General features: G+C 68.3%; 14 protein-coding genes. 11 read left to right on the top strand and 3 right to left on the bottom strand.

Annotated elements, in window-relative coordinates; translation table 11 throughout:
• Positions 1–38: 38 nt before the first annotated feature.
• Positions 39–1,196, bottom strand: a complete 1,158-nt coding sequence (locus ACLJPD_RS18350; RefSeq protein ID WP_410873496.1) for a DUF5925 domain-containing protein — start codon at positions 1,194–1,196, stop codon at positions 39–41.
• A gap of 97 nt (positions 1,197–1,293) precedes the next feature.
• Between ACLJPD_RS18350 and ACLJPD_RS18355 the strand changes: the two genes are divergently transcribed.
• Positions 1,294–2,859, top strand: coding sequence for an MFS transporter (locus ACLJPD_RS18355; RefSeq protein WP_410873498.1), 1,566 nt, complete (start codon positions 1,294–1,296; stop codon positions 2,857–2,859).
• A 118-nt stretch (positions 2,860–2,977) separates the two neighbouring features.
• Here ACLJPD_RS18355 and ACLJPD_RS18360 read toward each other — a convergent pair whose 3' ends face one another.
• The gene (locus ACLJPD_RS18360; RefSeq protein WP_410873500.1) at positions 2,978–3,691 is read right to left on the bottom strand and encodes a hypothetical protein; all 714 of its coding nucleotides are present in this window, start codon (positions 3,689–3,691) and stop codon (positions 2,978–2,980) included.
• A gap of 152 nt (positions 3,692–3,843) precedes the next feature.
• Between ACLJPD_RS18360 and ACLJPD_RS18365 the strand changes: the two genes are divergently transcribed.
• The 8 genes from ACLJPD_RS18365 (at position 3,844) to ACLJPD_RS18400 (ending at position 17,582) form a co-directional block, all read left to right on the top strand.
• Positions 3,844–4,842, top strand: a complete 999-nt coding sequence (locus tag ACLJPD_RS18365; RefSeq protein WP_410873502.1) for a FecCD family ABC transporter permease — start codon at positions 3,844–3,846, stop codon at positions 4,840–4,842.
• Complete coding sequence (locus ACLJPD_RS18370) at positions 4,839–5,885, top strand: FecCD family ABC transporter permease (protein ID WP_410873504.1); 1,047 nt, start codon at positions 4,839–4,841, stop codon at positions 5,883–5,885. Before ACLJPD_RS18365 ends, ACLJPD_RS18370 begins: the two co-directional genes overlap by 4 nt.
• A gap of 12 nt (positions 5,886–5,897) precedes the next feature.
• Entirely contained in the window at positions 5,898–6,704 is an 807-nt protein-coding gene (locus ACLJPD_RS18375) for an ABC transporter ATP-binding protein (RefSeq protein ID WP_410873506.1), read from the top strand.
• Between the two features lie 96 nt (positions 6,705–6,800).
• A complete protein-coding gene (locus ACLJPD_RS18380) occupies positions 6,801–14,246 on the top strand; it encodes an amino acid adenylation domain-containing protein (protein WP_410873508.1) in 7,446 nt (2,481 codons plus the stop codon).
• 56 nt (positions 14,247–14,302) lie between these two features.
• The gene (locus ACLJPD_RS18385; RefSeq protein ID WP_410873510.1) at positions 14,303–15,301 is read left to right on the top strand and encodes an ABC transporter substrate-binding protein; all 999 of its coding nucleotides are present in this window, start codon (positions 14,303–14,305) and stop codon (positions 15,299–15,301) included.
• Positions 15,298–16,527 (top strand): enterobactin transporter EntS, encoded by a 1,230-nt coding sequence (gene entS, locus ACLJPD_RS18390; protein WP_410873512.1) that lies wholly within the window; start codon positions 15,298–15,300, stop codon positions 16,525–16,527. Before ACLJPD_RS18385 ends, entS begins: the two co-directional genes overlap by 4 nt.
• Positions 16,524–17,363 (top strand): siderophore-interacting protein, encoded by an 840-nt coding sequence (locus ACLJPD_RS18395; RefSeq protein ID WP_410873514.1) that lies wholly within the window; start codon positions 16,524–16,526, stop codon positions 17,361–17,363. Before entS ends, ACLJPD_RS18395 begins: the two co-directional genes overlap by 4 nt.
• A 3-nt stretch (positions 17,364–17,366) precedes the next feature.
• A complete protein-coding gene (locus ACLJPD_RS18400) occupies positions 17,367–17,582 on the top strand; it encodes a phosphopantetheine-binding protein (RefSeq protein WP_410873516.1) in 216 nt (71 codons plus the stop codon).
• Between the two features lie 49 nt (positions 17,583–17,631).
• Here the strand turns inward: ACLJPD_RS18400 and ACLJPD_RS18405 are convergent, their stop codons facing one another.
• Positions 17,632–19,281: a (2,3-dihydroxybenzoyl)adenylate synthase gene (locus tag ACLJPD_RS18405; RefSeq protein ID WP_410874482.1), complete on the bottom strand. Its 1,650-nt coding sequence runs from the start codon at positions 19,279–19,281 to the stop codon at positions 17,632–17,634.
• An 87-nt stretch (positions 19,282–19,368) separates the two neighbouring features.
• On the opposite strand from ACLJPD_RS18405, the gene ACLJPD_RS18410 reads away from it, so the two are divergent.
• Both ACLJPD_RS18410 and ACLJPD_RS18415 read left to right on the top strand, forming a co-directional pair.
• Positions 19,369–20,211 (top strand): SDR family oxidoreductase, encoded by an 843-nt coding sequence (locus tag ACLJPD_RS18410; protein ID WP_410873518.1) that lies wholly within the window; start codon positions 19,369–19,371, stop codon positions 20,209–20,211.
• Positions 20,212–20,220: 9 nt separating this feature from the next.
• Positions 20,221–21,396, top strand: a complete 1,176-nt coding sequence (locus tag ACLJPD_RS18415; protein WP_410873520.1) for an isochorismate synthase MenF — start codon at positions 20,221–20,223, stop codon at positions 21,394–21,396.
• Positions 21,397–21,413: the final 17 nt, after the last annotated feature.

Below are 21,413 nucleotides of genomic sequence, written 5' to 3' on the forward strand. Positions count from 1 at the left end.
GAGGCCAGGGACGTCGTCGAAGCGCGCGGTGCTGATCGCTAGAGGTACATGCCGACATCGGTCGAGTGGTCAATGGTCGACTGAATCTGAATCCCACCGTCGCGATGAGCGACCAACTCGGCGAGGGTCGCGCCGTCAGGAAAGCTCGACGCGGTAAGAACACCGTCTTGGCGGCCGAGCCATTCGTGGGCTTCCGCCGCCGACAATCGCCCCACCTCGAGTTGCGCCAGACACCGACCAGGACGAACGACAGCGGGATGCAGTCGAGAGAGATCCTCATTGGTGGTGATCGCGATCAACACATTGCGCCCCTGACCGAGCATCCCGTCGGTCAGATTGAGCAGCCGTGAGAGCTTCTGCCCCGCAGCTTCTTTCGCCTCACCACGAATGAGCTCGTCACAATCCTCCAACACCAGCAGCCGCCAGCGCCCGTCCTCGTCGTCACCGTCGGCACCCGCCGCGACTTCCATCAGGTACCCCGGATTGCTGAACAGTTCTTCCGGATCGACAACGCAATCGACCTGACACCACGGCGCCCACGACCGCGCCAGCGCACGCAGCGCGGTGGTCTTGCCGGTGCCGGGCTCACCGTGCAGCAGCACCAGCCGCCCCTTGATATCGGCGACACCGAGCCCCATCAACCGCTCCATGCTCGCGGCCACCGAGCCCGTGTAATTCCCTCGGATCTCCGCCCACGTAGGCGCGGCGATCTGACGACGGCGCCGCGCGGGACGCCGTACGTCCATGTGCCAGAAACCCATCTCGACCGTGGCTTCACTGTCACGTGACAGTGCAGCCCCATCGGTTGCCTGTGCCAGCACGTCGACAGCGAGTTCATCACTCACCGCGGTCACTTCGATGGTGGCCGAACCACTGGCCCACCGCACGGCCCGCAACGCCCAGCCGTCACCGGCCGCGAGCAGCGCACTGCTGTCGTCATCGGCGACCGAGCGCACGATCCGCGAGTCGGCAGGGCGCAGCGGCGCGTCGGGACGCGCTCGGTCGAGATGCGCTTGGCGGGCGAAGGGTTGGTCGCCGCGCAGGAACGGGGCCAAGGCCAGCGCATCGATCGCGTCGCGGGTCGAATAGGTGGAGTCGATGGTCGCCGACCACGGGAACGGCTCGCCCTGATCCTGCGGCTGACGCGGCGAATCGACGAGCCTGAGCTGTTCATTACGTGTGGACACCGAGCCCATGATCGTGGTCGCCTGCCCGCGATGTCCAATGACTTACGGTAAGTGCCGCCGGAAAACTCGCTGGCACAGGAGGCGCTCGCGTCGGTACGGTCGTAGTGTGACGTCCACTCAGCAAGACAAGTCCCCGCCGGAATCCACCACGACGGCCGGACTCAAGGAGTGGATCGGGCTGGCTGTCCTCGCCCTGCCCACGCTGCTCATCTCGATGGACATGAGCGTGCTCTACCTGGCGATTCCCAGCATCAGCGAAGCACTCGAACCCAGCAGCTCCCAACTGCTGTGGATCCTCGACATCTACGGCTTCCTCGTCGCCGGCTTCCTCATCACCATGGGCACCCTCGGCGACCGCATCGGCCGCCGCAAACTGCTGATGATCGGCGCCATCGCCTTCGGCATCGCCTCGGTGATCGCCGCGTACTCGACCAGCGCGAACATGCTGATCGGCACCCGCGCGCTGCTCGGCATCGCGGGCGCGACGCTGATGCCGTCCACCCTGGCGCTGATCCGCAACATGTTCCACGACGACCGCCAGCGCACCGCCGCGATCAGCGTGTGGATGACCAGCTTCATGGTCGGCATGGTGATCGGACCGCTGGTCGGTGGCGCGATGCTGGAGAACTTCTGGTGGGGTTCGGTGTTCCTGGTCGCGGTACCCGCGATGGTGCTGCTGCTGGCGACCGGCCCGTTCCTGCTGCCCGAGTACAAGGATCCGAACCCGGGCAAACTCGACATTCTCAGCGCGTTGCTGTCGCTGCTGTCGGTGATGGCCGTCATCTACGGCATCAAGGAGCTGGCCAAGGACGGTTGGTCGATCGAGGCTGTCGGCGTGCTGGTGGCCGGTCTGGCGATGGGCGCGGTGTTCGTCCTGCGTCAGCAGCGCCTGGCCAATCCGCTGATCGACCTGCGCCTGTTCGGCAATGTCCGATTCAGCGGATCGCTGGTCGCGTTGATGGTCGCGATGCTGGCGATGGGCGGGCTGTTCCTGTTGCTCTCGCAGTATCTGCAACTGGTACTCGGCCTCTCGGCGTTCGAGGCCGGGCTGTGGACCGTGCCGCAGGCGCTGGCGATGGTCCTGGCGGCGGGCGTGGTGAGCGCGCTCGCACCCAAGATCCGGCCTGCGTATCTGATGACAGTCGGCCTGGTGATCGCGATGGTCGGGTACGCGATCTTCACCCAGCTCTCGGGCAGCGATGACCTCGCGTTGATCGTCACCGGCATGGTGGTGTTCTCGCTGGGCCTGAGCCCGATGTTCGTGCTCGGCCTCGACCTGATCGTCGGCGCGGTGGACCCGGAACGCGCCGGTGCCGCCTCGGCCATCTCCGAAACGGGTCAGGAACTCTCGGCCGCACTCGGCGTCGCGGTGATCGGCAGCATCGGTACGGCCGTCTACCGCGGGCAGATGACAGAGCAACTGCCCGCCGGACTTCCGCCGGAGATCGCGCACACCGTCGAGGACACCCTCGCGGGCGCACTGTACGTCGCCTCAGCGCTGCCCGAACCCTTCGGCGCCGAGCTGACCACGATCGCCCGCGAGGCCTACACCCATGCGCTGCAGGTGAATTCGGTGGTCGGTATCGGGCTGACCGCCATCGCCGCCGTGCTGGTCATGACCCTGTTGCGCCACATCCCCGCGCCGAACGCGAAGGCAACCGACACCGACTGACCGGTGCGGTACGTACACGACGAATCCCGCCCGGTGCTGATTCCGGGCGGGATTCGATTCTCGCTGAGTTGTCCCCTCCGCGAGGTTCGGTTCGGCCGATTCGGCCGAGGTCTTTCGCCTACTTGGCCGGGGCCGGGTTGTTCGGCATCGGGGAGTTGATCGTGGTGAAGTACTGCACCGCGGCCAGGATCGCGACCGGAGCGGTGACGAAGATCTGGCCCGCGAGGGTGCCGAGCGCGCCGATGGCCATGATGCCGCCGATGCAACCGACCGCCGCGGCCGGGATGAACGGACCGAACATGCCGACGATGGTCGCCGCGGCGACAGTCGCGCCCGCGAGACCGCCGAGCACACAGCCGAGCGCGGCGCCGCCGAGGCCGCCGACCAGGGTGGCGATGCTGGCGCCCAGGGAGATGGTGCCGGTCATGCGGCTCCACGCGGCCTGCTCACGGTCGTACTCACTCTTCCACGGAGCCACGTTCTCGTAAGGCAGCGCGACCGGCTTGTAGGTGGCGTGCGCCAGGTCGAACTGCGGGGTCAGCGTGGCGGTGCGGCCGGAGATGTCGGCGGCGATCGGGAAGACGAATTCATCCACCCGGAAGGACAATTCGGTACCCGCGACGGTGGTGCCGTTGGCCGCCTTGATCTTGAACACGCCGTCCTCGACCACCATCGAGCCCGCGTCCGTACCGATGATCGTCGAGGTCTCGGTGGTCGTGGAGGTGTAGTTGATCGGCTCATCCGCGGCGGGTGCTGCGTGGCTGGTTCCGGCGGCGATGCCGAGGGCAACGCTGACGGTGGACGCCAGCAGAGCGAATTTTGTGATTTTCACGGGGGTGAACCTTTCGTGTTCCTCATCATGATGCGCGGCGCACAAGCTGTGTTCCGAACGAGATGGACCATAGCTAGGTAAGCCTCACCTATCAAGACCTTGCTTAGGCTAACCTCCAAGACGACCCAGTTTCGCCGCGAGAGAGAACCCTGATGAGAAATCCGCGTTGGTGCGGGTGGATTCTTGCCGTATTCGTGCTGGTCGGAGTCTGTGCGCTCAGCCTGCTGGTCGGCACGAAAGCCATTGCGATCGGCGATGTCTGGCAGGCGCTCTTCGGCGTGAGCACGACCCCTGACCACGTGACCATCACCGAATACCGGGTGCCACGGACCCTGATCGGCCTGCTCGTCGGGCTCGCGCTCGGCGTCGCCGGTTGCCTGATGCAGGGCCTGACCCGCAATCCCCTCGCCGATCCCGGGTTGCTCGGCGTCAACGCCGGCGCCGCCTTCGCGATCACCATCGCGGTCGCGATCTTCGGTGTGAGTCAGATCACTTCCTACGTCTGGTTCGGATTTCTCGGTGCCGCCCTGGTGTCGGTGGTCGTCTACCGAGTGGGCACCGCAGGCCGATCCGGCACCGATCCGGTGCGGCTGACGCTGGCCGGCGTCGCCGCCACCGCGGTTCTCGGCGGCCTGACCCGGGGCCTGATCCTGATGCACCCCAAGGCTTTCGACGAGATGCGCCAGTGGGATGCAGGCGGCCTCACCGGGCGCGGGTTCGACATCCTTTTCGGCGCGACCCCGTTCATCGTGGTCGGCCTGATCATCGCGGCGCTGTGCGCGCGCTCGCTCAACGCCGTCGCGCTCGGCGACGATCTCGCGCACTCGCTGGGTGTGCACGTGGGTCGCACCCGCCTGTTCACCGCGCTCGCGGTGGTGCTGCTGTGCGGCACCGCGACCGCCGCGGTGGGCCCGATCGCGTTCGTCGGCCTCGCGGTTCCGCATGTGGCCCGGTGGCTGATCGGGCCCGATCAGCGCTGGATCTTCGCCTACTCGCTGATCCTCGCGCCGATTCTCGTGCTGTCGGCGGACATGGTCGGCCGCCTCGTCATTCGTCCCGATGAAGTACCCGCAGGCCTGGTCACCGCGTTCCTCGGCGCGCCGGTGCTGATCTGGCTGGCCCGTCGCGCGAGAGTAGGTGCCACCGCATGATCGACTTCGGACGCACGATGCTGGTGGTCCGGCCGCCCGGATCACGAATCTCGGCCCGGATCGGTGTGCGCACCCTCGTGGTATGCGCTGTCCTGCTGACGATTTCGCTGGTGACGGCGGTTCTCGCGCTCGGCAGCGGCGACTACCTGATCCCGCCGCTGCGGGTGCTGCGCGCGCTCGTCATCGGCGACGAGCGGTTCGACCGGCTGGTGGTGTGGGACTGGCGGCTGCCGCGCATCCTGCTCGCCCTGATTCTCGGCGCGGCGCTGGGCGTGAGCGGCGCCATCCTGCAGTCGGTGACCAGGAATCCGCTCGGCAGCCCCGACATCGTCGGGTTCAACACCGGCGCCTACACCGGCGCGCTGATCGCCATCCTGACCCTCGGCGGCGGGCACCTGCAGACCGCGACGGGCGCGGTGATCGGCGGGCTCGGCGCCGCACTGGTCATCCACCTACTCGCCTTCCGGCACAACGTGACCGGGTTCCGGCTGATCATCGTCGGCATCGGCGTCAGCTCCATGCTGGTCTCGGTCAACACCTGGCTGATCCTGCGCGCCGACCTGGACGCGGCGATGTCGGCGGCGGCCTGGGGTGCCGGAACACTCAACGGGCTCTCGTGGCCGCAGGTCGGTCCGGCGCTGGTGATCCTCGGCGTGCTGGCGATCACGCTCATCCCGGCTGCCCCTCGATTGCAGATCCTCGAACTCGGCGACGACACCGCCCGCGCGTTCGGGCTCGATGTCAGCCGGGCGACCCTCTGGCTGATCGTGCTCAGCGTCTCGTTCACGGCGGTGGCAACGGCGGTGGCGGGCCCGATCGCGTTCGTCGCGCTCGCCGCACCGCATCTGGCGCGCAGGCTGGCCCGCACACCGTCGATCGCGCTCGCGCCGTCGGCGGCGATGGGGGCGACGCTGATGGTCACCTGCGACTGGATCGCCCAGCGAGCGTTCGCACCCACCACCGTGCCGGTCGGCCTCGTCACCGTCTCGATCGGTGGTCTGTATCTGGCGTACCTGCTGGTCGCCGAGGCGCGACGGAACTAGGAAAGCGAAACGATGAACGACACTTCACGCCTGCGCGCCGACTCGGTCCGCCTCGGTTACAAGGGCAACACGATCAGCGACCAGCTGTCGGTGGACATCCCCGACGGCAAGTTCACGGTGATCATCGGCCCGAACGCATGCGGCAAGTCCACGCTGCTGCGCGCGCTGGCCCGGCTGCTCACGCCCGAGTCGGGCAGTGTGTTGCTCGATGACAAGCCGATCACCTCCTACCCGGCGAAACAGGTGGCCAGGCAGATCGGCCTGTTGCCGCAGACTTCGACCGCGCCGGACGGCATCCGCGTCGCCGATCTCGTTGCGCGCGGCCGCTATCCACATCAGACACTGCTGCGGCAGTGGTCGAAGGCCGACGAGGAGGCCGTCGCGTCGGCGATGGCGGCGACCGGCGTCACCGAGCTGTCGGCGCGCATGGTCGACGAACTGTCGGGTGGTCAGCGCCAGCGGGTGTGGATCGCGATGGTGCTCGCCCAGGACACCCCGCTGATCCTGCTCGACGAGCCGACCACCTACCTCGACATCGCCTATCAGATCCAGCTTCTCGACCTGTGCCGGTCGCTGAACCGGGAGTCGGGGCGGACCGTCGTGGCCGTGCTGCACGATCTCAATCACGCCTTCCGCTACGCCGATCACCTCATCGCCATGCGCGACGGTCGGGTGGTCGCGACAGGTGCGCCCGCCGACATCGTGACCGCAGACCTCGTCGACGAGGTCTTCTCGCTGCGGTGCCGGATCGTCGACGACCCGGAAACCGGTACGCCACTGGTGATTCCGTTGGCCGAGGACGCCGCGAGAGTGCGCTAGACCTGCACCGACGCGGTCGGAAAAGGTAGGTATTCCGCAATTAGTTAAGTTAGGCTAACCTAACTGATTGTGGATGTGATGAGGGAGGGAGTTGCCGTGACCGATGGTCTCGCGTTGCCGCTGACCGGACCGCAGCTCGGCATCTGGAACGCCCAGCGTTTCGATCCCGAGTCCGGGCGCTACCTGGTCGGCGAGGTACTCGAGATCACCGGCGACGCGCCGATCGATGTCGAGCTGCTGAGCGAGGCGATCCGTCGCACCGTCACCGAGGCCGAGAACATGCGGCTGCGTTTCATCGAAACCGCTGACGGGCCAAGGCAATTCGTGAGCGAGTCCGAAGCCGTGTTGCGGCCGACCGTCGATCTGCGTGCGGCGGCGGAGCCGATGGCGCTTGCCTACGAGGCTGTCGCACTCGAGCGCGCGCAGGCCGCGCAGCGGTGTCGTGGCATGGTCGACCGGCAGCTGTACAACTACACGCTGATCCGGATCTCCGACTGCGTTGTCTGGTGCGTGCAGCTCTACCACCACCTCATCGTCGACGGGTACAGCGCGGCGCTGCTCTCGCGCCGGGTCGCCGCCCACTACACGTCCCTCAGGCGCGGAACACCCTCGCCGAAACAAACTTTCGGCACCATCGCCGAACTCGTCGCCGAGGAGCAGGCCTATCGCGCGGGGCCCGAGTTCGAGGCCGACCGCGCCTACTGGCGTGACCAGCTCACCCCGTGGCCCGATCTCGACGGTCGCGGTCGCCACCTGGGTGGCGCGGTCGAGCGGACCATCCGCGCCGAGGCGATTCTCACCGCGGAAATGCTCGCGGCACTGCGGGACAGCGCCGAACGGCACGGCATCACCTGGGCCGACGCGCTCGTCGCCTGCTATGCCGCGTTCCTGCACCGCCTGCTCGGCACCGGCGACGTGGTGGTCTCGATGCTGCTGATGGGCCGCGTCGGCCGCGCCGCCCTGCGCACACCCGCCATGGCGGTGAACGTGCTTCCCCTGCGGGTATCGGTACGCGCGGACGACCGACTCGGCGAGTTGGGCCCGCGCATCGCCGACACCCTGCGCGAGGTTCGCAAACACCAGCGCTACAGCGGCGACGATCTCGCCCGCGACTTCCACGGCCACGGCGCGGGCGAACTCCTGCACGGAATCGGCATCAACCTCAAGGTTTTCGACTTCACCCTCGATTTCGACGGTGCGCGCGGCGTCCTGCGCAATGTGGCGGGCGGGCCCCCCGAGGACCTCGGGCTGACCGCCACCCCACTGCCCGACGGCACGGTTCTGCTCGGATTCGAATCCGACGCGCGAACCAACGACGCCGACACGGTGCACGGGCGGATCGCCGGGTTGGTCCGGGTGATCGAGACATTCACCGGGTCGGACAAGATCGCGGTGGGCGCACTCGAACTGCTCGATCCGGCCGAGCGCCTGCGGCTGCTGGGTCAGCGATCGACTCCGATGCTACTCACAGGGTGTGAGCCTCTTCTGCCACAACCGGATTCGAGCCGGGCCGAGCTGGTGCCTGACATCCTCGAGCAGTTGTTCGCGCGTCGACCCGACGCGGTGGTTCTGAGTTCAGCGCAGGCCGAATACACCGCGGCCGAACTGCGGCTTCGGGTGGACCGGCTCGCGCGATTCCTGCGTGCCGCCGGGGTCGGGCCCGATGCGATCGTCGGCCTCGCGCTGCCCCGTGATGTGGAGTTCGTGGTCGCGTTGCTCGCCGTCTGGCGGGCCGGTGGCGCTTACCTGCCGTTGGATCCGGAACATCCGGTCGCCCGGCTGCGCGCGACGATCGCGGACGCGGCACCCGTTGTGGTGCTCAGCGCGGGCGAGTTGGCGGGTCGGCTCGGTGACGATGCCGTCGCGATCGACGATGCGGAGTTCCGAGCGAGGCTGGACGCGTCCACCGACCGTGGCCTGCGTCGATCCGGCCGTGCACAGGACACCACTGACGACCGGTTCGACACGCTCGACAACGCGGTGCGGCCCGAGCACGCGGCCTACGTCATCTACACCTCCGGATCCACCGGACAACCGAAAGGCGTTGTCGTCCAGCACGGCTCGCTGGCCGCGCTCGTTGACGCCCACCGCCGCGGGATCTATGCCGCCGCCGCGAGGCGGGCAGGCGATCGCCCACTGACCATCGCGCACACCACGTCCTTCGCCTTCGACGCCTCACTGGATCCACTGCTCTGGATGACCGCCGGACATCGCATCCATGTGTACGACAGCGACACCCGGCGTGACCCGGCCGCCCTGGTCGAAGCGTTCGCCCGGGACGGCATCGACGTCGTCGACGGCACCCCGACGTTGCTCGCCGCCCTGCTCGAGCACGGCTTGACCAGCGGCGTCGGCGCGACGCCACTGACGCTGGCGATCGGCGGCGACGCCTGCTCGGCCGAGCTGTGGGGTGCGATCGAGCGCGGGGGGTTCGCCGCGGTGAATCTGTACGGACCGACCGAGGCGACGGTGGACGTGCTCGGTGCACCGATCGACGGGGCTGGTCCGCGAATCGGGCTGCCGTTGGTCGGCTCACGAGTTCACTTGTTGGACAACGGGTTACAGATCGTCGCCGATGGGCAGGTGGGCGAGCTGTATCTTGCCGGTCCGCAGATCGCGCGCGGCTATCTCGGCCGGTTCGCCGCTACCGCGCAGTCTTTCGTCGCCGATCCGTACGGGCCCGCGGGAGCGCGGATGTATCGCACCGGCGACCGGGCGCGCTGGGTTCCCGGACTCGGTTACGAATACCTGGGGCGGGTCGACAACCAGGTGAAGATCCGGGGCCACCGTGTCGAACTCGGCGATGTGGCGGCGGCACTCGAAGGTCTGCCCGAGATCCGTACCGCGGCAGCCGATATCCGTGAGGTCGCCGGGCGCCCCACCCTGATCGGCTACGTCGTCGCGACCGGCGAACTCGATACCTCGGCCGCGCGCACCCGTCTGGCCGACCTCGTGCCCGAGCACATGGTGCCAGCACGGCTCGTCGTCCTCGATACCCTGCCCACCACGGTCAACGGCAAACTCGACCGCGCCGCACTACCGGACCCCTCGACCGACGAGACCGGACGCGCACCAGCTACACCCGCTGAACATGCTGTCCACCAAGCGGTTTCGACCGCCCTGAGCCTCGACACTGTCAGCATCGACGACGACTTCTTCGCCGTAGGCGGCGACAGCATCACCGCCATCACCGTCAGCAGCGCCCTGCGCGCCGAGGGCCTGACCCTGCTCCCCCAGCAACTGCTGACGCGCCGCAGCCTCGCGGTGCTGGCCGCCGACGCAGCCGCCACCCGGACGCAGGCATCGGTCAGCGGTTCCGAGCCCACAAGTCGCGTACCGGCACTCATGTCGGCAGTTCGGGACGACTCACCCCTGCCCCCAGCGCCCGGTCACCGGATCACAGGGCTCTCGCAGACCGACATCGACGCGTTCAGCGCCACCTACGGCCCGGTCGCCGATGTGCTGCCGCTGTCCCCGCTGCAGGAGGGACTGCTGTTCCACGCGCTGCGCGACGGTGCCGACGACGTGTACACGATGACGGCCCGGTTCACCCTCGACGGTGCGGTCGACCCGGAGCGCATGGGTGCGGCGTTCGCGAGCATGCTCCGGCGGCATCCGAACCTCGGCGCCGCCTTCAGTTATGAGCAGTTCGACCAGCCGGTGCAGATCGTCCCGCGGACACCGGGTGTCTCGTGGCAGGTCAAGGATCTGCGAGACAGCACCGATCCCGCAGCCCAAGCGCGACTTTCGGTCCAGCGTGCCGGAGCCGAGCCGTTCGACATCGACCACCCGCCACTGATCCGCGGCGTCCTGATCCGCCTCAGCGACACCTCGCACTGGTTGGTCCTGATCGCCCACCACCTCCTGGCCGACGGCTGGTCGGTGCCGACCATGGTCCGGGAAACCCTCGCCCTCTACACCGGCGAGGCCCTACCCGCCCCCGCCTACTTCGGCGACTACCTGACCTGGCTCGCCGCCCGTGACACCACTGCCACCCTCCGCTGGTGGACCGAGAACCTCACCGGCCTGCGCGCACCGACTCTGCTCGCCACCACCCCTACATCCGCGATCGATTCGGCTGCGCTCGCCCCGATCGGCGCCGAAGCGTCGCCGTCGCGCACCGGTCCGGCCGTACTCGACACCGACTCGACAACGGAGTCGGTTACCGCCGGTGCGCGAACACCGCGCTCGTCCGATTCGACGGCAGTCCAGCGACCGCGTCCCGTTGGACTGCGGGTTCCGCTCGCCGCGGACGTGGCGACGGCTTTGGCCGAGAACGCCAGGCGGCACGGGCTGACCATGAATACGGTGCTGCAGGGCGCGTGGGCCATGGTGCTGGCGGATCACTTCGGGCGGACCGACGTGGTGTTCGGGACCGTGGTTTCCGGGCGGCCCGCCGATCTCGCCGGGGTCGGCGGGATGGTCGGGTTGTTCAGCAATACCGTGCCAGTGCGGGTCTCGCTCGCGGCCGGTCGCGCGGTGGCCGAGCAGTTCGGGCAGTTGCAGCAGACTTCGTTCGAGGGTCAGGCTAGGGGATACCTCGGTCTGGCCACTATTGAGCGGGCGGTGGGGATCGGGCGGTTGTTCGATTCGCTCGTCGTGTTCCAGAACTTCCCGAAAGCCGGTCTGTTGCAGCCGGATCCGGGTGGGGTTCAGGTGGTGGATGTCGATGTTGACGGACTAACCGACTTCCCGGTCACGCTCACCGCACTGCCCGGGGCCGAGTTCGCCCTGATGCTGCACCATGACGCGGTCACGGTGCCCGACCCGGTCGCCACGCGGCTGAGTGATCGCCTCGGAGCCGTATTGTCCACGCTGGCCACCGATCTCGACGGTGGCGTCGGGGAAACCATGGCATCCGCGATGCCGTCGGAAACACACGGCAGCACGCTCGCCGACTGGTCATCAACAGCGACGATCTCCGTCGACGCGCCTGCTGTCAGCGCGAACGGGGTGACGATCTCGTTCGGTGACTTCGACAGCCGGGTCCATCGCCTCGCGCGCTGGCTCATCAACCAGGGCGTTCAACCCGAAACTGTTGTCGCCGTCGCGATGACGCGCGGGATCGACTCGATCGTCGCCGCGCACGCGGTGTGCCGGTCCGGCGGCGTCTACCTCCCGCTGGACCCACACAGCCCCGCGCAACGCGCCGACCGAATCCTCGGAACATCCGCCGCGACAATGGTTCTCACCACTGCGAGCGACGCCTTCACCACCGATCGCGCACTGGTAGCGCAGGTCGACGCACTGGATCTGTCCGGTTTCGCCGACACCGCGGTCACCGACCTCGACCGACTCGCACCACTGCTCCCCCGCAATGCCGCGTACCTGCTGTTCACCTCGGGCTCCACCGGCGAACCCAAGGGCGTGAGTGTCTCGCACGCGGCCATCGTCAACACCTTCGAGTGGATGCAGCGACGGCACCGGTTCGGCGCGGGCGACACCGTCTTGTACCGCACAGCGGCGACTTTCGACGCGTCCCTGCTCGAGCTCTTCCTGCCCCTGCTTGTCGGCGCACGGGTCGTCGCCGCACCGGTCTCGGGACGGCTCGACCGCGACCCGCACTATCTCGCCGAACTGATGGCGAACGAGCGAGTCGGCATGGTCCAGCTGACATCGTCGATGCTCACCGTGCTCGCCGAGGAAGCCGATCTGAGTGGCTGCACCGCCCTGCGCTGCGTGATCACCGGCGGCGAGCCGCTGCCACCACCGACCGCACAGCGGATCAGGACCCTCACCGGCGCGCGCGTGCACAACCTCTACGGGCCCACCGAAGCCGCGGTCTGCATCACCCACCACGAAACCTCCGACGCCGACAGCGGCAATGTCCCGATCGGTCTACCGGCCACTGGTGCCGACGTGCGCGTCCTCGACGCCGAGCTACGCCCGGTTGCGGTCGGCGTGATCGGTGAGTTGTACCTCACCGGAACACAATTGGCGCGCGGATACCTGGCGCGCGCCGCGCGAACCGCGGGTTCGTTCGTCGCGGACCCACTGGGCAACGGCGAACGCATGTACCGCACCGGCGATCTGGTGAGCTGGGGCCCGCACGGCGAACTCGACTACGTGGGCCGCGCCGACAGCCAGGTGAAGCTGCGTGGGCAGCGCATCGAACTCGGTGAGATCGAGGCAGCCCTGCTCGCCTGCCCGGGCGTAGCCCACTCCGCGGTGATCCTGCGCGAGGACACCCCCGGCGATCAGCGCCTCGCCGCCTACCTGGTCGCCAAGGCCGACACAGCCATCGACGTCACCGCAGTCCGTTCCGGCCTGCAAGCACGGGTGCCCGCCTACATGGTCCCGGCCGCGTTCGTCGTCCTCGACCACATCCCCCGCACGACCAGCGAGAAGATCGACCGCAAGGCCCTGCCGGTCCCGACGTACACCATGAGTGCCGCCGAAATGCCCGCGCCGAGTACCGCTGGCTACCCGAAATCGGCCGACGCCGCACCCGGAACCACCGTCGGCACGGGTATCGACCACACCGCCATTTCGAACACCACCGGCAACATCGGCGCGGCTGGATTCCCGACCGCGAGCGGCACCGACAACACCCCTCACCGGCAAACTGACCTCGTCAGCGCCATCCGTACGGCGATGTCTGCCGTCCTGTCCGTCACCGACATCGGCCCGGACGACGACTTCTTCGAGGCGGGCGGCCACTCCCTCACCGCGGTCCGGGTGATGGGCAGGCTCCGGCGAGCCGGCCTGGCCGTCGTGCTCGACGACGTCTTCGAGGCTCCGACACCACGCGCGTTAGCGGCACGAATCACGCAGGTGGACAACGGGTCTCGTGGCCTACAAGCCCATGCTCCGAGTGCCTGGGGTTCCCGCCTCGACCATGTCCTCGAACTGCGTACCACCGGATCGCGCGAGCCACTGTTCTGCATCCACCCGGTGGGCGGTACCGCCTGGCAGTTCGGCCCGCTCGCGAAACTCCTGCGCGCCGACCGCCCGATCGTCGGATTGCAGCTACCGACCTTGAGCGACAACACCTTCCGCGCCGAGACCATCGACGACCTGGCCGCGCACTACGTATCGACCATCCGCCGATTCCAACCGCACGGCCCCTACCACCTGCTCGGCTACTCGCTCGGCGGCACCATCGCCCACGCCATGGCGGCCGCGCTGACCGCGGCGGGCGAGCAGGTCGCCTTCACCGGGTTGGTCGACGCGTTCGCCCTGTCCGATCTCACCGAACAGGCGACCCGCGCACTCACCGACCCCACCGACCTGGACCGGCTGCTCCCCGAAATCCCGGACGACGCACCAGAACTGGCGACGAAGCTGCGCGCAGCCGCGACCACCCTGCTCGGCCTGGTCACCGCGTCCGAAGCGGCCGCCTACGACGGCCCGATGGCGCTCTACGCCGCCGACACCGCGACCACACCCGGCCGCACCGAGACCCAACTGGCGGGCTGGCAGGCCGCGCAGGCCCGGCTCGTCGTGCGCCGACTGCCCTACTCCCACTTCGAGATCGTGTCGCCCACCGGCTGGGCCGAGGTCGCGGCACTACTCGACACAGACCCGGTGATCAGCGGATGAGCATGCAGCACAACGCTTGTCACCGTTCTAGAAGAAAGATGAGGACAACCCCTTCCATGTTCACCACACGATCTTCGGGCAGGCTCCGCGCCACCCTCGCCCTGCTGGTTCTCGCGCTCATCGCGGCGCTCACCGGTTGCAGCAGCTCCTCGGGCGACACCGCCGCGCCCACCGGACCCCGCGAGGTCCAGACTCCGAAGGGCACCGTCTCCGTGCCCGCCGATCCGCAGCGGATCGTCGTGCTCAACGGCACCCTGGCCGGCTACCTCTATGACCTCGAGGCACCGGTCGCCGCCGCGGATCCGCGTCTGCTCGGGGCTACGACCCTGCCCGGCGAATTCCCCGCGGCATGGGCCGAGGATGCCAAGAAGCAGGGCACGAAGGTGCTGCCGACCGGGGAGAACATCAACCTCGAGTTCATCGCCTCGCAGCGCCCCGACCTGATCATCGGCGGAGGCCAGGGATATCCGGGTCAGCAGTCGCTCAATGCCTACGACCAGCTCAGCGCGATCGCCCCGACTGTCCTCGTGCCGACGACCATGGTCAAGTGGGAAGAGCAGTTGCGATTCATCGCCGACGTCGTCGGCAAGTCCGGCAAGGTCGATAACCTGGTCGCCGCATACCAGACCAAGCTGACCGCGGCCAAGAACTCGATCAAGGCCCCCAAGGGCGCGACGACCGCCATTCAGTCGACCAAGAGCCAGACGCCGACGATCTTCATGTCCACCGCGGCCCTGCCGACCCTGCTCGCCGAGCTGGGATTCACCATCGATACCCAGATCGAAGCCAAAGCAGGCAACCCGAAAACACCGGAGAGTGCGGACTATTTCACCATCAGCCCTGAGCTGTTGAACACCGTGATCGACGCGCCCGTGTTGTTCGTGCTCCCGCTCGCCGGCGCGCGCACCCTCGACCAGCTGCGGACCGACCCGATGTACGCGTCGCTGCCCTCGTTCAAGGCGAACACCGTCTTCGAGCTGCCCGCGACCAGCTCGCGTCCCGATTACCGCACGGTCATGACCACGCTCGATCTGCTCGTGGAACGCTTCAAGTGACAGCGGTCGGCGGCCTGCTCATCGACATCAGCCCGCTACGGACCTCGCGTCCGTTCCGGTGCGCGTTCGCGGCGCGGCTGGTGTCGGTGCTGGGGCTCGGGCTGCTCATGGTGGCCCTGCCGTTGCAGGTCTATCAACTGACCGGCTCGACCCTGCAGGTCGCCGGCATCGCGACAACCACCGCCGCCGCCCTGTTCGTCGGCAGCCTCGCGGGCGGCGTGATCGCCGACCGCTACGACCGGCGCAACGTGATCCAATGGTCGCGTAGCGCAGCGGGTTTGGGTTTCCTGATCCTAGGCATCAACGCGGTGCTGCCGGATCCGATGCTGTCGGTGATCTACCTGGCCGCCGTCATCGACGGACTCGCGGGCGGCGTCAGTGGCTCCGCCTTGATGGCACTGGTCCCGATGCTGGTCGGACGCGACAAAATCGCGGCGGCGGGCGCTTTGACCGCACTCACCACCGACCTGGGCACCATGATCACGCCCGCGATCGCCGGCGTGCTGGTCGCGCAGACGGGGGTGTCGGTCGCGTTCTTCCTGTGCGCCGCCGCCACCGTCGCCACGGTCGGGCTGATCACCGCGATCGGCCCCGCCCCACCACCGGCCCGCGATCTGCAGAACCCCCTACGCGAATTGGCAATCGGCATTCGATTCGCTGTGCAGCACAAGACCATTCGCATCATCCTGCTGACCGGCTTGATCGCCATGCTGGTCAGCGGACCCCTGGTGCTGCTGCCCGCCTACGCCGACGTCGAACTCGGCGCGGGCCCCGGCACACTCGGCCTGCTGTACGCCGCGCCCGGCGCCGGTGCGGTCATCGGCTCGCTCACCAGCGGCTGGATGAGCCGCACCCGCTACAACGGGCTCGCCCTGCTGATCTCGCTTGCCCTCATGCCGCTGGGTGTGATCGCCGCCGGACTGTGGTCGCACACGGCACTGGTCTTCCTCGGGTTGGCCGGATTCGGCCTGGCCAGAGCGGTGAACATCGTGCTGCGCTACACCCTGCTGCAGCAGCAGGCGCCCGAAGAACTCCGCGGCCGGATGGCCGGACTGCTCATGGTGCAGGCGGTGACCGGCACCGCGATCGGCTCGATGGTCGCCGGTTTCGTCGGCGAATTGTTCGCACCGGGCTCCGCGCTCGTGATCTACGGCGTCGCGGTCCTGGTACTCACCGGCGTGGTGGCGCTCGCCGCCAGGCCGCTGCACGGAAAGGAACAGCAGTGACAGATCGCAGTGGCTATGCCGCGCGCATCGCCGAAGTACTCGCCAGTGAGCACGGTGCCAAGGTCCCGTATCCGATCGGCCTGCAGGAAGTGGAGGTGATCCGCACGGTCGCCGTCGGGGCCGGGCTGCTCCGGATCACCTTCGGCGGGCCCGATATCGCGGGCTTCCACAGCTATGTGCCGGATGAGCATGTGCGACTGGTCTTTCCGTGCGAGGACGGAGTGTTGCGGCTGCCCGAGCGCGACGGTCAGTCACTCGAGTGGGGCAACCCGCGCCCGGTGTCGCGCGAGTACACGGTGCGCCGCCACAGCATCGCCGACAACGAACTCGACATCGATTTCGCGATCCACCCCGGCGGGCTGGCCTCGGAGTGGGCGAGGGCGGCGACCCCGGGCACCAAGATCCACATCGCGGGCCCTCCCGGCGGCGTCGTCGTCCCCGAGTCCTACGACCGGTTCCTGTTCGTCGGCGACATCACCGCACTGCCCGCCATCGCACGCTGGCTGGAACGGCTGACACGGACCGCGCGGGGCTGGGCGTTCATCGAGGTGACCGGTCCCGAGGAAGAGATCGAGATCGACGCGCCCGAGGGCATCGAGGTCCGCTGGTTGCACCGGGGCGACCTCGAGCCCGGTACCGGTGACGCACTGGAGAAGGCAGTACGCGGCATCGAAGTGCTTGCCGGACAGCGCGTTTACGCCTGGGTGGCCGGCGAGGCGGGATGCCTGCGCGGAATCCGCAAGGTGGTGCGCGGCGAACTCGGCATCGGCCCCAAGGACTCACTGATCGCCGGCTATTGGAAGCGCGGCGTCGCCGACTTCGATCGAGAGGAATGAACGATGACCGACGAACAAGTCATCACCGACGTGGCCACCGCGCTCGGCGTCGACCGAGCCGAACTGGCCACCGATACCGACCTGCTCGACGCGGGGCTCGACTCCGTTCGCATCATGTCGCTCGTGGAGAAATGGCGGTCGGCCGGACATGCAGATATCGACTTCCCCACGCTCGCCGGTGATCCCGTGCTCGGGTCCTGGATCGAACTGCTGGCCTGAGCACCGCGGCTGGGGCGCCACGCGACCTGCGTGTCGCCCCAGCTGGGGGTCAGTTGCCGTGCGCACCGTCGGCAAGGGCCTGGCGCAAGTCCTTGCGGCTGGTCTTGCCGACGCCGGTTTCCGGGAATTCGTCGACGACCACGACCGTGTCGGGCATCTTCCACGCCGCCACTCCGCGCGAGCGGACGAACGAGCGCACGGAGATCAGCGTCGGGCGCTGTGCCGGGTCGATCGGCTGGACGAAGGCGCAGATACGTTGACCGAGAACAGGATCCGGCGTTCCGACGATCACGGCGTCGCGGACCGCGGGATGTTCGAGCAGGTGCGCCTCGAGCTCTTCGGCCGAGACCTTCTCCCCGCCGCGGTTCACCCAGTCGCCCGCGCGGCCCGCGACCACGAGGTTGCCGTCGGGACGCACGGACACGATGTCGCCGGTGCGGTACCAGCCGTCGGCGGTGAAGCTGCGGGCATCCGCGTCGGGGTTGTTGTAGTAGCCGCGAATTGTGTACGGGCCCTGCGTGATCAGGTTTCCGGTCGCACCCGGTGCGACCTCGACGCCGTTGTCGTCGACGACAGCGAGCTGGTCGTACTCCGACATCGGGCGACCCTGGGTGCTGACCACCACGTCGATCGGGTCGTCGAGCCGTGTGTAGCAGACCAGGCCCTCGGCCATGCCGAACACCTGTTGCAAGGTCACACCGAGCGCGGGCCCGATCCGGCGGGCGAGCTCGTCCTGGCATCGCGCCCCGCCGACCTGGAGTACTCGCAGGCTGGACAGATCGGGGGTCGCGCCCGCCTCGGCGCGCTCGGTCCACAGCCGCGCCAGCGGGGGCACCAGACCCGTGATGGTGACACCAAACCGCTCGATCAGCGGAAAGGCCGTCGCCGGAGTGGGATCCGGTGTCATCGCGACCGTTCCACCCGCCCACAGCGCGCCCAGGATGCCGGGCGAACTCATCGGGAAGTTGTGCGCGACCGGCAGTGTCGCGAGATACACCGTGGTGTGGTCGAGTTCGCAGATCTCGGCGCTGCGGCGCACGCTGTAGAGGTAGTCGTCGTGGGTGCGGGCGATGAGCTTCGGGATGCCGGTGCTGCCGCCCGACAGTTGCAGGAACGCCACATCGCTCGCCGACGGGCCGACCAATTCGCTTGGGGTGTCGCGGTATTCGTCGATGTCGTGCGCGTTGTCGGGCAGCGGGTCACTGTCGACCAGCACCAGGTGGCGCAGACTCTCGACCTCGTCGCGTACCTGCGCGGCCAGCGCCGCGTAGTCGAAACGCTGGTGTGTGCCGCAGGTGATCATGGCCGTCGCCGCGGCGGCCATGGCGATCGGCACCAACTCGGCCTTGCGATGGGCAGGCAGACAGAACACCGGCAGCGCGCCGAGCTTGAACAGCGCGAAGATCACCTCGACGAATTCGGCGCGGTTGGGCAGCTGCACCAGCACGCGGTCGCCGGGCGTGATGCCGAGGCGGGCCAAACCGGTGGCGAGCGAGCTGGAGCGGTGGTCGAGTTCGGCGTAGGTCCAGCTGTTCGCGTTGTCGAGAACCGCGATCCGGTCCGGCGTCGCGACGGCGCGCGCGGTGAGCACATCGCCGAATGTCTCACCGCTCCAACAGTTCTGCTCTCGATATCCTCGCGCCAGGTCAGCGGGCCACGGCGTGAAGCCGGGGAGCACGGGATCGGTCAAGTCGAGCACCTCTTTCCAGCGGGACTTCGGAATTTTTCGCCGGAAGCTGTGAGGGAAGCTAACCATCCGACGATGAAATCAGGTTAGGCTAACCTCATGCATAATGGTGAGCCCAGAGGGCGGATCGTTGTCGTCACCGGCGCTGCCGGGGGAATCGGCGCCGCGATCGCCGCCCGTTTCGCCGGTGAAGCCCGAGTGCTCTCCCTGTGGGATCGCGACCCTTCCGTGCACAAGGTCGCCGCAGCCACCACACCCGGGGCGCGTTCACAGGTTCCGCTGCCGTCGAACGGAATCGAGGATGCGCCGACGCCGTTCGTTCATGGCGTCGAGGTCGATGTCAGCGACGACGATTCCGTGCGTGCGGCCTTCGAACGTCTCATCACGGAATACGGAACACCCGATGTCGTCGTGCACGCGGCAGGGCTCATGGTCGGCGGCTCCGCACTCGAGCTCGATCCTCAGGACTGGGCCCGCTGCCTGACCGTCAATGCCACCGGCACGATGCTGGTCACCCAGCGCGCGGCCGCCGAGATGGTCTCCGTCGGCCGCGGCGCGATCGTGGTCGTCTCCTCGAACGCCGCCGCCACGCCACGCGTCGGGATGGCCGCCTACGGCGCCGCCAAGGCCGCTGCCACCTCGTTCACCCGTTCACTGGCTCTCCAGGTCGCGCCGCTTGGCGTGCGCGTCAACCTGGTCTCGCCGGGTTCCACCGACACCCCGATGCTGCGCGACATGTTCGGCGGCAGCCCCCTCGACGACGCAGCCGAGAACGCCCTGCTCGACGGCGATCCGAGTGCCTACCGCCTCGGAATCCCGTTGCGGCGCATCGCCACTCCCGCCGATGTCGCGGGCGCAGTCCACTTCCTGGCGTCCGAGGACGCCCGCCACATCACCATGCACGACCTGCGGGTCGACGGTGGCGCAACGCTCGACATGTGACCGAGAGGAATGATCACCATCAGTACCGACAGTTCAGACCCCGCCTTCCTGCTGTCCCGTCCGCAGCGGACCGTGTCCGCCACCGCGGGCGGGGCGGTCTTCCGCTCGGCACACGACGCGATCACCGCGCTGCGTAGTGGCCGGATCAGCCACATCGTCGGGGCGCTACCCTTCACCCCCGGTGCCCCGACCGCGCTGTGGGCACCGGACTCGGTGACGATCACCGAGGCACCGCACCAACCCGGTGCCCGGGTGCTCGATCCGCGGGCCGCCGCACACCTGCCCAGCTCGCGAGCGCTCCCGCGCTTCGGATTCGACGCGGCGCTGCCCGCGGCGGAGCAGCACCGGCAGCGCGTCGCCACGGCTGTCGAACTTCTCGCCGACCCGGCGCATCCGTTACGGAAGGTAGTGCTGGCCCGCGCGATTCGTGCACGGTCCGCGAATCCGGTTCGGGCGCTGGACATTCTCGACATGATGGTCGCCTCGGACCCGATGTCGAACGGCTTCCTGGTCGACCTGTCCGCGGCGGGTGGTCGGTATCCCGGTCGCCACCTCGTCGGCTCCAGCCCGGAGATCCTGGTGCACCGCAACGGAAATCGGGTCCTCAGCCATCCGCTGGCGGGTTCGGCCCGCCGCGTGCTCGACGACAACGGCGCCGACCAGAGCGCGGCCGACACCCTGCTCGCCTCGACGAAAGACCTGGCCGAACACCGCTTCGTCACCGATCAGGTTTCCGCCGTGCTCCGTGACCGGTGCGCCGAAGTCCACACTCCCGCACCGGAACTCATGTCCACCCCGGCGATGTGGCACATCGGCACCCCGATCACCGCCACCGTCCCGCTCGCCGGACCATCGGCGCTCGAGCTGGCCGTGGCCCTGCACCCCACCCCCGCGATCTGCGGCACACCCACCGCCGCGGCGGCCCGTCTGATCGCCGAACTCGAAGGCGAACGCGGCTTCTACGCGGGCGCAGTCGGCTGGTGCGATGCCGACGGCAACGGCGAATGGATGGTGAGCATCCGCTGCGCCGAACTGTCCGCCGACGGCACCACCCTGCTCGCCCACGCGGGCGGCGGGATCGTCGCCGCCTCCGACCCCGCCGCCGAATTGGCCGAGACCACCGGCAAATTCCAGCGCATCCTCGGGCCGCTCGGAATCGCCGACCTGCCTGTCTCCGTCGGCTGACCCCGCCGACCCAACGA

Source organism: Nocardia sp. A7, assembly GCF_046549215.1.
Classification (GTDB): Bacteria; Actinomycetota; Actinomycetes; order Mycobacteriales; family Mycobacteriaceae; genus Nocardia.